Consider the following 13,114-nt stretch of genomic DNA (forward strand, 5'->3'; position numbering starts at 1 on the left):
TCAATTATTTGCTAGCTTGGAAAACAGCTTTGAATTCGTTAAGCGCGTTAACTAATTCTTTTTTGTTGTCGTCAGAAATCGCTTTCTTAGCAACGATATCTGTTAATACAGCAGAGTATTTTTGCTTTAAGAATTCGATCATTTCTTTTTCGTAACGTTTAACATCAGTTTCAGGGATTGAATCAACATAACCGTTAGAAGCGGCGAAAATCATTGCTGTTTGCTCTTCAACTTTTACTGGTTGGTATTGACCTTGTTTTAAAACTTCAACTAAACGACGACCACGAGCTAATTGGTTTTGAGAAGCTTTATCTAAGTCAGATGCGAAAGCCGCGAATGCCTCTAACGCACGGAACTGAGCTAATTCTAATTTCATAGAACCGGCAACTTGCTTCATCGCTTTAATCTGAGCGGCACCACCTACGCGTGATACTGATTTACCAACAGAAATTGCTGGACGGATACCTTTATAGAATAAATCTGATTCTAAGAAGATCTGGCCATCAGTGATCGAGATAACGTTTGTTGGGATGTACGCAGAGATATCGCCCGCTTGAGTTTCGATCATTGGTAATGCTGTTAATGAACCAGCACCAACTGCATCAGAAACTTTCGCTGCGCGCTCTAATAAACGGCTGTGTAAATAGAATACGTCGCCTGGGTAGGCTTCACGTCCTGGAGGACGGCGTAATAATAATGACATTTGACGGTAAGCTTGAGCTTGTTTCGTTAAGTCATCGTAAATGATTAAGGCGTGTTTTGCAGAATCACGGAAGTATTCAGCCATAGCTGTTCCTGTGTACGCTGCTAAGTATTGCATAGGAGCTGGATCAGAAGCTGAAGCCGTGATTACAGTTGTGTAATCCATCGCGCCTGCTTGACGTAATTTCTCAACTACTAATGATACTGTAGATTGCTTTTGACCGATCGCTACGTAGAAGCAGTGAACGCCTTGGCCTTTTTGATTGATGATAGTATCGATCGCGATAGTTGTTTTACCAGTTTGACGGTCACCGATGATTAACTCACGTTGACCACGTCCGATTGGTACTAAGGCATCAATAGCTTTGATACCAGTTTGTAAAGGCTCATGAACCGATTTACGGTAAACGATACCTGGAGCTTTTAATTCTACGATACGAGTTTCTTTAGCGTTTAAAGGGCCTTTGCCATCAACTGGCTCGCCTAACGCATTTACTACACGGCCTAATAATTCTGGGCCAACTGGAACTGATACGATTTGTTTTGTACGCTTAACTGTATCGCCTTCTTTAATGTCGCGGTCTTCCCCGAAGATAACCACACCCACTTGAGATGCTTCTAAGTTTAACGCCATACCTTTAACGCCTGATGCGAATTCAACTAATTCACCGGCCATTACGTTTTCTAAACCATAAACGCGGGCAACACCGTCACCTACAGAAAGCACGCTTCCTGCTTCAGCAACTTCAACCGTCTTATTATATTTAGAGATTTGTTCTTTTAAAATACGGCCAATTTCATCGGCTCTGATTTGTGTTTCCATCAATTATAGTCCTCTCTTAATTAGATCTTCTTTTAAAATTTTTAAATGAGCTTGTGCAGAATCATCCATTGTCCAACCAGCAACTTCTACTTTGAAGCCCGCCACTAGATTTGGATTTTTTTCGAATACAAGTTCAACTTTTTTACCTAAGGCTTTTGAAGCTGTCGCTTCAACTTGTTTTAAGAATTCGCCTGACACTTCTTGAGCGGCAAATAATTTACCTTTTGTAATGCCCGCAGACGCTTGCACTAAAGAGCTAAATTCTTTCGCGATTTCTTTTAATAAAGCTACGCGCTCATTTTGCACTAATGTAAGTACGAAATTAAACGCTTCTGCAGAAGCTTTACCTTCTAATGCAGCTTTCGCTACAGTTAGTTTGTTTTCTGCTGAATTAAATGGGCTTTGAAAAAACGTAACAACATCAGTTGTGAACGCTTTAGAAATTTCATTTAATTGTTGGCCAACATCACCTGCTGTGCCACTTGAATAAGTCACATCAAATAATGATTTTGCGTATTTAGTTACAACGTTATTAGAACTCATGCTTTCACCTGTCCTAAATCTTGTAAAAATCCAGATTCAGATTTTTTTGTGATCGCATCAGCAGAAGCTTTAATGCCCTGCTCAGTGATCGCCATTGATTGAGAAATAATTTTTTCGCGGATTTGCGATTTAGCTTTTAATACTTCGGCGTTGATAATTAATGATGTGTCATCAACGATTTTTTTACCTTGTGCTTGAGAATCAGAAACAATTTTTTCACCCGCTACGATAGCTTCTTTTTCTGCTTTCGCAATTGATGCTGTTTCAGTTTTTTCAAGTTCAGCTAGACGAGTTTTGATATCTTTTAATTCTGCTTCAGCTAATTTTAAAGCGGCTTCAGTTTTTTGTGCTTCTTCTAAGAATGAAGCTTGGCGCGCTTGAAAAGCAGCTGGGATAGATTTTCTTAACATGAAAATCAAAGCAGCTAATAAAATACCGATGTTGATGGCTTGGTTGCGAATAGCTTCCCAAGGAATGTGGTGCACATCGTGCTCGCCACCACCGCCAGCCGCTAATGCAGATACTGATAATAGTAACGTTGCTGAGATTAATAATGATTTCATCTTATAACCCCTGCTCGAATTTAGTTGTTAAAGTTTGCGCGATGTCTTGAGAAATTTTTGCGATCTCAGCATCTGCCGCTTTCATTTGGTCGTCGATATTTTTACGAGCTTTAGTCGCAGCTTCATCCGCTTGGATTTTTGCTTGAGCTAAAATGTCTGCAGATTTTTTTAACGCTTTATTTTTTTCTGCATCGTAGATGTCGCGAATTTTATTATTCACTTCGCGAGCTTTCGTTTGATAAACCAACTGAAGGTTTTTTGCTTCTGCTGCTGCATCTTTTGCAACGGCATCTGCACCTTTCGTTTTTTGAAAACGTTTGTCTGCAGCTTTGAAATAAGGATTGTAAACAACCACCGTTAAAAACGAGATTGCTACAATAAAAATAACAAGCTGAAAGTACACCGTATAGTTGGCGTGAAGTTGAACTAAGATCTGCGTAACGATCTCAGCAATTTTCGAGAAAATTTCCATAGTTATCCTTTTAGTATTTCTTAAGAAAACACCATGGGATAGCATTGTATTGAATTTGAGGTCAAGACCTAAGAGCCAAGTGGGTTTTTACGAAGCAAGTTGAAAATTAAATAGCTTCCGCTTTAAAAAATTGCAGGCGGAAGCTGTGGCAGAAATTTGGCAGATTTATGTTTTCGGAATGTAAGAAGCCCCTTCGAAAACTACGCCCTCTTCGATTTTAAGACTAGGCGCAGTCACGGTGCCTCTAAAATGAGCTGGTGGAAGCATGATCACTTTTGTATGGGCCGTAATATTGCCTTCAAAAGTGCCTTTTACAGTAATGCTGCCAACTTCAACATCGGCCTTAACAAAGCCGGTTTCGGTAATAATTAATTCGTCGCGAGAAAAAATTTCTCCGTTGAATTGGCCCGAAATTTTAGCTGTACCGCTAAAAGACATACGTCCCTCAATGGCGCAGCCCTCTTCAACAATAGCTGAAATCGAAAGTTGATCCATTATTCAGTTAATCTTTCGTAGATACTGTTAAGTTGTTCATCTGAGTAGAAATGAATTGTTAATTCACCCTTACCTTTTTTGTAAGAGATCGTTGTTTTTGTGCCTAAAGCTTTTTGCACTTGAGATGCTAACTGTTGCGCAAGCTTTTCTGGCATATCCATTTCTTTAATTTGCGATTCAGATGATTCGTCTTTATGTCCACCTGATTTAACCATTTGTTCTAACGCACGAACTGATAAGTTTTTCGCCTGAACCGCTTTTGCTAAGCGCATTTGCTCTGGCTTTCCCTCGACAGAAAGGATGACTTTCGCATGACCCACAGATAATTGCTTATCAGCGATCATGTTTTTGATTTCAAATGGTAATACTAATAGACGAACAGCATTCGCCACAGAAGAACGCTCTTTACCGACCTTTTCAGCTACTTGCTGTTGAGATAAATTAAATTCTTCCATTAAACGCTGATAACTTTCAGCTTCTTCGATTGGATCTAAATCTTCACGCTGAATATTTTCAATTAAAGCTAATTGAAGTGCGTCTTGATCAGAAAAAGTTTTAATTAGGGCAGGAATTTCATGTAAGCCCGCCAATTGCGAAGCTCTCCAGCGACGCTCACCGGCTACGATCTCAAATCCACCCGCTTGACGCTTGCGAACTACGATCGGCTGCAAAATACCGTTTTCTTTAATCGATTGAGCTAGTTCATTTAAGGCTTCTTTTTCAAACTTTTTACGCGGTTGAAATTGGCCAGGAACTAATTTATCTACGGCGATTTGCCATACTCTTTTATCTTCATCGATTTTTTGTTCGACGATCTTCTCAACGATCTTTTCGACAACTTTTTCTACCACAACCGGCTTAGTTTCTTGCGTAATCACAGACTTTGGTTGAGTAGTCGCGCCGGCCGGAGCCTGTGATTTTACTGCTTGGGGAGGGGCAGACAGATCTTGAGTGGCGCCACCTAAAAGCGAGCCCAAACCACGGCCAAGACGTTTTTTGTTTGAATTTTCTGTAGAATTTTCCATATGTTATATCTCTTGATTTTGAACGTTGTTTTGTTCTAAAACTTCAGTTTTGCGCTTAGCTACGATTTCTTTACCTAACTCTAAGTACATTAAAGCGCCGATGCTTCTTGGGTCGTATCCAAAAATAGACACCCCATGGCTTGGAGCCTCTGAAAGACGAACGTTACGCGGAATGATTACGCCAAACACTTTATCTTTAAAGTGTGTTTTGATCTCTTCAACCACCTGGTGGCTTAAGTTATTGCGCTTATCAAACATAGTTAAAAGAATGCCTTCGATATGAAGATTTGGGTTAATTCCCTTTTTAACTAGGCCCGCCGTATTTAATAATTGAGAAAGACCCTCTAGGGCATAGTACTCACATTGTAGTGGCACTAAAAAGCTGTTGGCCGCCGCTAAAGAGTTTAAAGTGAGTAGTCCAAGCGATGGTGGACAATCAATTAAGACGTAGTCATATAGGCTTGCTACCGTTTGGATAGCCTGTTTTAGGCGAAATTCACGCTGTGGCATATCCACGAGCTCGATTTCAGCACCCACAAGGTCAGGATTTGCCGTGGCGATATATAAATTGTCGTGATTTGCGCGAAAAGCCACTTCTTGAAGAGTATTTTCGCCGATGAGAACATGGTAAATATTCTTTTCTTCGGTCTCGTGCTTCTTAATGCCTAATCCACTCGACGCATTTCCTTGCGGATCCATGTCGATAACTAATACTTTTTTGCCCAATTGAGCTAAAGCAGATGATAAATTCACTGTAGTAGTGGTTTTTCCCACTCCACCCTTTTGATTGGCTACGCAAATGACCTTAACCATGATGTATTCTCCTCGTGTTCTACCTAAAATGTTCCACGTGGAACGTTGGTGAACAATGTGAATATCCTGTTCCCCATAAACTTTCTTTTCAAGAAAATACTTTAGTGCCGCACTATTTAATCCGATTGTTCTACGTGGAACATATGCAAAACCTGACCAAACTTCTCTTTTTTACGCTTTTTTCGCTGGTTTTAATTGGCTGTAATAAGCGTGACCCAAATCCAGAGAATAAAGATCCTGTTTATGCCCAGCTGCAAACAGATCTTGGCGCCGCAAAGGCGGGTCTCGCACTTGTGACTGATTCAGTAAATTCCAGCAAAGCCGATCTTGAAAAGGCTGTTCCACAGTCCGGAGAATATGCTGTTTTTCAAAAGCGTGTGAACGATGCTTTGGGCGCACAAGTTTATGCCGCTCAACAAGTAAGAATGTATGAAGTTCGAATTGAGGAGAGAAGGCTTTATGTCGAGCGCCGCTATTTAGAAAGTCTCACGCCAAATGGTAGAAAGTGGCCCGAAGAGGGCGAGGCCGAAGCCGAACTTCAAAAGCTTCAACTCTTTCGTGAAAAAACCGCTCGCGTGAAAGACACTTTGAAAAAAGATGAGCCTAAAGATGTTCCACGTGGAACAACCGAAGGAAAACCTGCAGAAGGTAAAAGCTCTACTGGCGAAGCCGGCGAAAAACCCGCAACGAGTTCTAAGTAGTTTTTTTGAATCAAACAAGTCGCGCGACTTTCTTTGTCGCTACTATTTTTCCAGCTCAAACTCACGCGTTCAACTTTCATGACAAAAAGAGTCGCACATCTTCAGCGAATAACTTTATAAAAATATTCGCGCGCATCCTGTCAGCCAATCACAACTTTTCACCGCCGCACCAAGGATTTGTAATAGCTAAAAGTTTCTAAAGGGCGAACTGCTTGAGAAAAGTATTGCCTGTATCATTCAGTTTTTCTTTAAGAAATGGTCGGCCGTTTCTTACATGAAAAGCGCAAAAAAGATTTTTTATTTCGCGAACCCGAGAGAGTGTTTTTCTAAAATTATTCAGGACCAAGGTCGTGGCTATTTCTCGATTACTAATGGTAAGGGCAACGAAATGCAAAAAACTAGTTTGCATTTCAAACAATATAACAATTTGTTTTTATTCATATTTGTTAAAACTAATCTGCTAATTTTCTATTTTTAGCCTTTAAATGCCTTGATCGACGAAAAACAAATCGAGTCTTGTGCCGACTGTGAGTTGTGCCCGTTTCCTTCGTCATTTACGACGAAAAATCCCTATAGAAACTACGCTAATTTGTGACCTTTTAAGTAGATCATAATTGCCTGAATGGCCGATGGATTTACGCCAGAAATTCTTTGCGCTTGTCCAAGAGTTCTTGGTTTTACTTTGTTCAGCTTATCGACTTCTTCATTCGATAAACCTTTAACAGATGAGAAAACTAATTCTTGTGGGATTTCAAGTTGTTCTAATTTTTTAGATTGTTCGATGATTTCATACTGCTTTTTCACGTAGCCCGAGTATTTAACTTCGATTTCTACAGCCTCAGTGACCACTTCGTTGGGTGAAAACTTAAAGTCTAGCTTTTCTAACTGCGGAAAGCCAATCTCTGGGCGACGTAAGAACTCTTCCATAGTTACCGGTTTAACCAGGGGCTTACTTCCCATTTCAGAAATCACATCATTAACCGCTTTTTTCGGGTAAAGAACCGTAGATTGTAATTGTCCCAGCAAAACTGTGCGCTCATCTTTGATCGACATTAGCTGATTTAGCTCTTTTTCAGAAACTAGGCCGATTTTTTTAGAAATTTCAGCTAAACGATCGATCGAATTGTCTTCACGAAGTACAAGTCTGTGTTCCGCGCGCGAAGTAAACATACGGTATGGCTCACGCGTACCTTTTGTAACTAGGTCATCAATAAGTACACCGGCATAAGCCTCTGAACGAGACAAAATAAACTCTTCTTTTTCTAATAAACTATGAGCAGCATTCACGCCGGCAATAAAACCTTGGGCGGCGGCTTCTTCATAACCAGAAGTTCCGTTAATTTGTCCTGCTAAAAATAGGTTTTTAATCGGACGTGTTTCAAGGCGATGATGAATTTGTGTTGGCTCGATAAAATCGTACTCAACCGCGTAGCCGTAACGAACGATTTTTACATTTTCTAAGCCTGGAATAGTTTTTAAAAACTGATCTTGTACATCAGCCGGTAAAGATGTCGAAATACCCTGAAGATAAATCAAATCACTTGTTAAACTTTCTGGTTCTAAGAAGGTTTGATGTGTTGGCTTTTCCCAAAAACGAGTCACTTTATCTTCGATCGAAGGACAGTAGCGTGGACCAACGCCCTCGATAATTCCGCAATACATCGGTGACTTATCTAGGTTGTTACGAATAATTTCGTGAGTTTTTTCCGTCGTGTGCGAAAGATAACAAAGCACTTGCGGAAGATAAAATTCACGTTTTGATTTAAAGCTAAAAGGATAAAACTTTGGATCGCCCTCTTGCGGAACTGTTTTGCTCCAATCAATACTGTCTTTGTGAAGACGCGCCGGAGTTCCCGTTTTTAAACGCTGAACGGTAAAACCAAATTCACGCAACTGATCAGATAATCCCACGGAAGCCGCGTCACCAACACGTCCGCCAGGAGTTTGTTCTAAACCAATATGCATAACACCGTTTAAGAAAGTTCCCGCAGTGATAATCACGCGATCAGAAAAAATTTGTGAACCATCTTGTAATTCAACACCACGGCACTCGTTACCCTCTAAGATTAAGCGTTTCACTTCACCTTGAATAACTTCTAGATTCTCTTGATTGTATAAAGCATTGGTCTGAATTTGTGAGTAGATTTTTTTATCGTTTTGCGTGCGAGTTCCGCGAACCGCCGGGCCTTTAGAGGCATTCAATCTTTTAAACTGAATACAAGATTCATCGGCAGCAACACCCATTTGTCCACCAAGAACATCGATCTCGCGAACCATGTGGCCTTTAGCTAATCCGCCGATTGAAGGGTTACAAGACATGTAGCCAATACGATCAGTATTGGTGGTAACCATCAGAGTTTTTAACCCTAACTTCGCAGGCACAAGACAAGCTTCAATTCCTGCGTGACCGGCTCCAACTACAATGACTTGATACGAACTAGATTTCATGAACACCCTTAAGCTAAAACTGCTTAAGGCACCTAATGATTGAACGCTTTCAGCGTTACATTATTTTCCTAAGCAGAACTCTCTAAAAACCCGATCCATAATTTGATCGTCAAAATATCTTCCTAAGATTTTTTGTAGCGCTAGTAATGAGTTCTTTAAAGTCTGCGCGACGAACTCACTTCCCATGTGGTTTTCTAATTCACCGATTGATTGATCAATCAGGTGCATGGCCGCATTGGAAAGTTCAAACTGTCTGGCTGATGAAATAACTGATTCATCGCTAAACTTCTCTGACCCCATGATAGTGCTTACCCGATGTAATATCGTATCGCGGGCCTTAACATCAAGGGCTGATACCGGAAGGATATCGATAACCCTAGGGCCACCGCCTAAATCCTGTAATTTTTGCTTAATTTCAGACGGCTTCTCAGAATGCGGTTTATCAGCTTTATTCGCAAGGACTAGGGCGTTTCCCTTCACCATGCGAAAACGCTCAAGATCGCCCTGCTGGAGGCCTAAACTGCTATCAAACACAAAAAGCGTAAGATCTCCGCTTTCGATCTCTTTCAGAGACCTTTGCACCCCGATATTTTCAACCACATCGGTTGTTTCGCGAAGGCCGGCCGTATCTGAGATATTAAATTTAATACCGTTAAAAAAAGTAGACCCTTCAACCACATCGCGAGTTGTTCCCGCGATATCAGTGACGATCGCTTTTTCATCTAAGACCAAATTATTCAGTAAGCTTGATTTGCCTACGTTCGGAAGACCTGCAAGAACTAGCTTAATACCATCTTTTAAAATTTTACCCTGGCTGTAAGAGTTTGTTAAAACTTCCAACTCTGCCTTTAGTTCTTTTAACTTTTGGATCAGCACCTGTGGGTCTACCACATCGATACCTTCAGTTGAAAAATCAATTGAAGCTTCTATGTGCGCCAAACACCAAGTCAGTTTATCTTCTAGTGATTGAAATTTTTCTGAAACTTTACCTTCAAGCTGACGAAGCGACATTTTAAGTGCGCTATCGGATTGTGATTCAATCACTGATAACACAGCTTCTGCTTGCACTAGATCTAGTCGGTCATTCATAAACGCGCGGTAAGTGAATTCACCCTTTTCCGCCGTCACAGCACCGTATTCAACTAAAGCTTCAAGAAGTTTTTTTGTGATATGTGGAGAACCATGTGAAGAAATCTCAATTGTTTCTTCACCAGTATAGGATTTTCCCTGATCAAAAGCTGTTACAACAACTTGATCAATCACTTCGTTTTTTAAATTAGAAAATTTTGCGAGATAAACTCTGTGAGATTCGAGTTTTTTCTTTGATAAACTCTTACAGGCTTTTTGAATGATTTTGTAAGAGTCTGGGCCACTTAGTCTGATAACTGAAATGGCCGCAGTTCCTGTTGCCGATGCTAATGCACAAATCGTCTTTGTTTCGCGACTAGCATCGAACATTTAACTATCCTTCGTCAGACATTGAAGCATCATCTGCTCCAGCGCCGCCTTGGTTTTTAACTGGAAAAATTTTGATTTTTTTGTAAAGGCCATCACCTAATGAACGGCTTTTTACACGCGCATCTTGTGCTAAGTATTGGTGAACAACTTTACGCTCTTTCGGAGGAAGTGCGCGGTAGTACACTGATTTGCCTTGCTCGATAGCGATTGTTTTTAAGTGCTCAGCGCGCTCGATTAAAGCCGCTTCTGATTCTTCACGGTATCCACCGCAATCAACAAGTACATTAGTTTGCACATCTGGAAAGTTGTGCTGAGTTACACGTTTAACGATTAATTGAAACGCATCTAATAACTGACCTTTGTGGTCTTTTAATAATTCTTCATCTGCACCAGAAAAATCGATTTTGATTTCAGTCACTTCTTCTTTTTTAGAAGTTGTTAAGTTGTACTCTAAATCAAAGCCACCTTTTTCTAAGATTCCTGATAATGTTGCTTCAACTACTGCGTCGATATCTGATTTTTTACCGCCGCCGCCGAAAAGTTTTGAGAAAAATCCTGCCATACTATAGTCCCCTCTAAATTACGCCACTGCCGGGCTGTTGTTTTTAGTTTCTTTTAATAAAAAATATTGTTGAATCACACCGAATAGCGCACTCACAAAGTTGTACAGAGTTAAACCGCTCGGTAACGTTAACATAAATAACGTGAATAAAATCGGCATGAAATTAAGAATTTTTGCCTGAGTTGGATCCATCGTTGTTGGAGTCATTTTTTGCTGTAAGAACATTGTAATACCCATCAAGATTGGGAATACAAAGAATGGATCGTGGTAAGATAAATCTGTGATCCAACCAAAGAATGGTTGTTGGTAGATTTCAATACTAGAGCCAATTGCACGCCATAAAGCGAAGAAAATCGGGATCTGAATTAACATCGGTAAACAGCCAGATAATGGATTCGCGTTATTTTCTTTCATAACGGCCATTGTCTCTTTATTCATACGCATTGGATCGTCTTTGAATTTTTCGCGAATCGCATCAAGTTTTGGTTTTACTTTTTGCATCGCTTGCGCAGATCTGAAAGACATCACGTTAAATGGTAATAACACCGCACGTACAACTAAAGTTAAAGCGATAATTGCTAAACCCCAGTTGCCGAAAATGCCGAACATGAACACCATTAATTTCATTAAAATCGCCGAGATAAATCCGAACATGCCGTAATTTAAAGTCTCAGTTAATTGTTTGTCGATTTTAGCTAAAATATTTGTAACTTTCGGGCCCAAGTAGATCGCCTGAGAAACTTTTGTGATCTTAGCATCTTTCAGATTGTAGCTAATGTTCACAGAAGCCATGTTGTTTTCTACTTTATTTGAAACGCTCGGAACGATGTCAGAACGATTAATCGATGCGGCAGTAAAATATTGTGTACCGATCGATGCTAAAGTCGCTGCTGGAGCGGTTTTTAAGAAACCTTCGTTCTCTTTAAGACCAGCGATACTTTCAGATTTTGTCGAACCAGCTTCAATCCAGATAAAATCTTGTTGTTCAAAGCTTGGAGTTAAGAAGCTTGTACTTTCTGGTTTGTGGTGTTTTTGAAATAATTTAAGCGATAGTGTATCAAAACCAGCATCAAATTCTGTTTCTGAATCAAAAGATTCAGTGTCTTTGTTGAATGTTAATTTACGCGTGATTTTTTTACCGTCTACAGTCGCAGTTCCGATAAACTGAGATTCCCCAGTTTTTTCCACAGAAAAATTCACAACATTATTATTTGCTAGCAATTCTGCTTGGCCTTCAGCGCTTTCAAACTGAATGTGCGCACCTTTTCTGTCAGTGTATTTTTTAAGAGTGAATTTTTTTACTCCTAAACCTTTTGAAGACACTTCGAATTTTACTTTTTCATCTTCGTAAGAAAAAGTTTTTTCTTCTTCTACTACCGGAGCTGTTGTGGCTGCGGCCACTGTGCCTGAAGCCGCCGGATTCATTTGCGCTTCTGAAGGAGCTACTGTTGCAGTTCCACTAGCTGTAGTTGCTGCAGCTACTTGTTCAGTCGGTTTTTGTGGGAATTTTTTACTTAAATAGTACTGCCATCCCCATAATCCAAAGAAAGTTAGGGCTAAAGCCATTAAAAATCTAGGATTACCGAAGGGAGATTCTTGTTTTTGATTCATGTAGAGTTTCCTTTTATGTCTTGGGTACCGGATCAAACCCTTTTTGAGGATGAAACGGATGACATTTAAGTAGTCTGATAGTTGTAAGTTTGAATGCTCTTAAGAAAGTGTGAGTCTGAAAGCTTTCCACCGCGTAATGCGAGCAGCTGGGATAAAACCGGCAATTTCCACCTAAAAAGTAAGAAAAAGACGCCTGATAAAATTTCACTAAATAGATAAAGGATTGGCTAAGCCAGCTAACCTTCGCTTGGCTAGGCCAAGACGCATTCGACGAAATCACTGTACTTGAGTTTTTTGTAAAACCCTTCGGGCTGTGGTCGGAACATGAACACAACTTTTTTGGATTTGAATTTTGAACTCCAGCCTGCAGATCGTACACAGTTACGCACCCATCTTTTTAGCTTATTTCGTACTACGGCGGAGCCTACTTTTTTTGAAACTGTTGTGCCGAAATACGCAAGATCATCCTTTGAATCCAATAAAATTAGCGTGAGGTAAGAGGAAGCTCTTACCTTACGACCTTTTTTAGTAATTTCAGTGAATTCAGAGGACAGCTTTATTGGAAAGACTTTAGAATTACTTTCCGCCACGTTTAACTGTTAATTTTTTGCGGCCTTTAGCTCTACGACGAGATAATACTTTTTTACCTTTTTCAGTTTTCATTCTAGCACGGAAACCGTGTTTTTTAGCGCGACGTTTTTTGCTTGGTTGGTATGTACGTTTACTCATAATATCCTCGATTTTTCTTCTTACGACGATTGACGTCTATTGCAAGTTTTTTAAGCTCTTTCAAAAAAGAGAACTCTAGTTAAAACACATCGCGGCGTCATGGTCAACTGTTGAAAACTACCCATCCCTTTGGTAGTTATCCACATTCCGTTAATTGCAAGGGGGGCCA

The 13,114-nt window shown here is 40.2% G+C and carries 15 protein-coding genes; 1 reads left to right on the top strand and 14 read right to left on the bottom strand.

Annotated features, from left to right (window positions below):
* Positions 1-4: 4 nt before the first annotated feature.
* The 7 genes from atpA to ACKWCF_RS16090 form a co-directional block, all read right to left on the bottom strand.
* On the bottom strand, positions 5-1,525 hold the full coding sequence (atpA, locus tag ACKWCF_RS16060) for a F0F1 ATP synthase subunit alpha (RefSeq protein WP_409478624.1): 1,521 nt from the start codon (positions 1,523-1,525) through the stop codon (positions 5-7).
* A gap of 3 nt (positions 1,526-1,528) precedes the next feature.
* Positions 1,529-2,068: an ATP synthase F1 subunit delta gene (atpH, locus tag ACKWCF_RS16065; protein WP_409478625.1), complete on the bottom strand. Its 540-nt coding sequence runs from the start codon at positions 2,066-2,068 to the stop codon at positions 1,529-1,531.
* Positions 2,065-2,631, bottom strand: a complete 567-nt coding sequence (locus tag ACKWCF_RS16070) for an ATP synthase F0 subunit B (RefSeq protein WP_409478626.1) — start codon at positions 2,629-2,631, stop codon at positions 2,065-2,067. Before ACKWCF_RS16070 ends, atpH begins: the two co-directional genes overlap by 4 nt.
* Position 2,632: 1 nt before the next feature.
* The gene (locus tag ACKWCF_RS16075) at positions 2,633-3,103 is read right to left on the bottom strand and encodes a hypothetical protein (protein ID WP_409478627.1); all 471 of its coding nucleotides are present in this window, start codon (positions 3,101-3,103) and stop codon (positions 2,633-2,635) included.
* 165 nt (positions 3,104-3,268) lie between these two features.
* On the bottom strand, positions 3,269-3,598 hold the full coding sequence (locus ACKWCF_RS16080) for a polymer-forming cytoskeletal protein (RefSeq protein WP_409478628.1): 330 nt from the start codon (positions 3,596-3,598) through the stop codon (positions 3,269-3,271).
* Positions 3,598-4,623 carry a ParB/RepB/Spo0J family partition protein gene (locus ACKWCF_RS16085; protein WP_409478629.1) on the bottom strand — a complete coding sequence of 342 codons (1,026 nt, stop codon included), beginning with the start codon at positions 4,621-4,623 and terminating at the stop codon, positions 3,598-3,600. Before ACKWCF_RS16085 ends, ACKWCF_RS16080 begins: the two co-directional genes overlap by 1 nt.
* A gap of 3 nt (positions 4,624-4,626) precedes the next feature.
* Positions 4,627-5,436, bottom strand: a complete 810-nt coding sequence (locus tag ACKWCF_RS16090; RefSeq protein ID WP_409478630.1) for a ParA family protein — start codon at positions 5,434-5,436, stop codon at positions 4,627-4,629.
* Between the two features lie 134 nt (positions 5,437-5,570).
* Here ACKWCF_RS16090 and ACKWCF_RS16095 point away from each other — a divergent pair, with 134 nt between their 5' ends.
* Positions 5,571-6,137, top strand: coding sequence for a hypothetical protein (locus ACKWCF_RS16095; protein WP_409478631.1), 567 nt, complete (start codon positions 5,571-5,573; stop codon positions 6,135-6,137).
* A gap of 579 nt (positions 6,138-6,716) precedes the next feature.
* Here ACKWCF_RS16095 and mnmG read toward each other — a convergent pair.
* Genes mnmG through rpmH form a run of 7 tightly spaced genes read right to left on the bottom strand, consistent with a single transcriptional unit; the run spans position 6,717 to position 12,945 of the window.
* Complete coding sequence (gene mnmG, locus ACKWCF_RS16100) at positions 6,717-8,585, bottom strand: tRNA uridine-5-carboxymethylaminomethyl(34) synthesis enzyme MnmG (protein ID WP_409478632.1); 1,869 nt, start codon at positions 8,583-8,585, stop codon at positions 6,717-6,719.
* A 60-nt stretch (positions 8,586-8,645) separates the two neighbouring features.
* Positions 8,646-10,043, bottom strand: a complete 1,398-nt coding sequence (gene mnmE, locus ACKWCF_RS16105) for a tRNA uridine-5-carboxymethylaminomethyl(34) synthesis GTPase MnmE (protein WP_409478633.1) — start codon at positions 10,041-10,043, stop codon at positions 8,646-8,648.
* A gap of 4 nt (positions 10,044-10,047) precedes the next feature.
* Positions 10,048-10,605 carry a protein jag gene (locus ACKWCF_RS16110; protein WP_409478634.1) on the bottom strand — a complete coding sequence of 186 codons (558 nt, stop codon included), beginning with the start codon at positions 10,603-10,605 and terminating at the stop codon, positions 10,048-10,050.
* A gap of 18 nt (positions 10,606-10,623) precedes the next feature.
* Complete coding sequence (gene yidC, locus ACKWCF_RS16115; RefSeq protein WP_409478635.1) at positions 10,624-12,216, bottom strand: membrane protein insertase YidC; 1,593 nt, start codon at positions 12,214-12,216, stop codon at positions 10,624-10,626.
* Between the two features lie 13 nt (positions 12,217-12,229).
* Positions 12,230-12,493, bottom strand: coding sequence for a membrane protein insertion efficiency factor YidD (gene yidD, locus ACKWCF_RS16120; protein ID WP_409480269.1), 264 nt, complete (start codon positions 12,491-12,493; stop codon positions 12,230-12,232).
* Entirely contained in the window at positions 12,468-12,806 is a 339-nt protein-coding gene (gene rnpA, locus ACKWCF_RS16125) for a ribonuclease P protein component (protein WP_409478636.1), read from the bottom strand. The genes yidD and rnpA overlap by 26 nt, the downstream gene beginning before the upstream one ends.
* Positions 12,793-12,945, bottom strand: a complete 153-nt coding sequence (gene rpmH / locus ACKWCF_RS16130) for a 50S ribosomal protein L34 (RefSeq protein WP_409478637.1) — start codon at positions 12,943-12,945, stop codon at positions 12,793-12,795. Before rpmH ends, rnpA begins: the two co-directional genes overlap by 14 nt.
* Between the last annotated feature and the right edge of the window lie 169 nt (positions 12,946-13,114).

Source organism: Pseudobdellovibrio sp. HCB154 (assembly GCF_046267985.1).
Classification (GTDB): domain Bacteria; phylum Bdellovibrionota; class Bdellovibrionia; order Bdellovibrionales; family Bdellovibrionaceae; genus Pseudobdellovibrio.

Coding starts and splice junctions, on each gene's coding strand:
- ACKWCF_RS16090 (WP_409478630.1), bottom strand. CDS start 5,436: ATGGTTAAGGTCATTTGCGTAGCCAATCAAAAGGGTGGAGTGGGAAAA.
- rpmH (WP_409478637.1), bottom strand. CDS start 12,945: ATGAGTAAACGTACATACCAACCAAGCAAAAAACGTCGCGCTAAAAAA.
- mnmG (WP_409478632.1), bottom strand. CDS start 8,585: ATGAAATCTAGTTCGTATCAAGTCATTGTAGTTGGAGCCGGTCACGCA.
- ACKWCF_RS16080 (WP_409478628.1), bottom strand. CDS start 3,598: ATGGATCAACTTTCGATTTCAGCTATTGTTGAAGAGGGCTGCGCCATT.
- ACKWCF_RS16110 (WP_409478634.1), bottom strand. CDS start 10,605: ATGGCAGGATTTTTCTCAAAACTTTTCGGCGGCGGCGGTAAAAAATCA.
- ACKWCF_RS16070 (WP_409478626.1), bottom strand. CDS start 2,631: ATGAAATCATTATTAATCTCAGCAACGTTACTATTATCAGTATCTGCA.
- atpA (WP_409478624.1), bottom strand. CDS start 1,525: ATGGAAACACAAATCAGAGCCGATGAAATTGGCCGTATTTTAAAAGAA.
- ACKWCF_RS16075 (WP_409478627.1), bottom strand. CDS start 3,103: ATGGAAATTTTCTCGAAAATTGCTGAGATCGTTACGCAGATCTTAGTT.
- atpH (WP_409478625.1), bottom strand. CDS start 2,068: ATGAGTTCTAATAACGTTGTAACTAAATACGCAAAATCATTATTTGAT.
- mnmE (WP_409478633.1), bottom strand. CDS start 10,043: ATGTTCGATGCTAGTCGCGAAACAAAGACGATTTGTGCATTAGCATCG.
- yidC (WP_409478635.1), bottom strand. CDS start 12,216: ATGAATCAAAAACAAGAATCTCCCTTCGGTAATCCTAGATTTTTAATG.
- ACKWCF_RS16085 (WP_409478629.1), bottom strand. CDS start 4,623: ATGGAAAATTCTACAGAAAATTCAAACAAAAAACGTCTTGGCCGTGGT.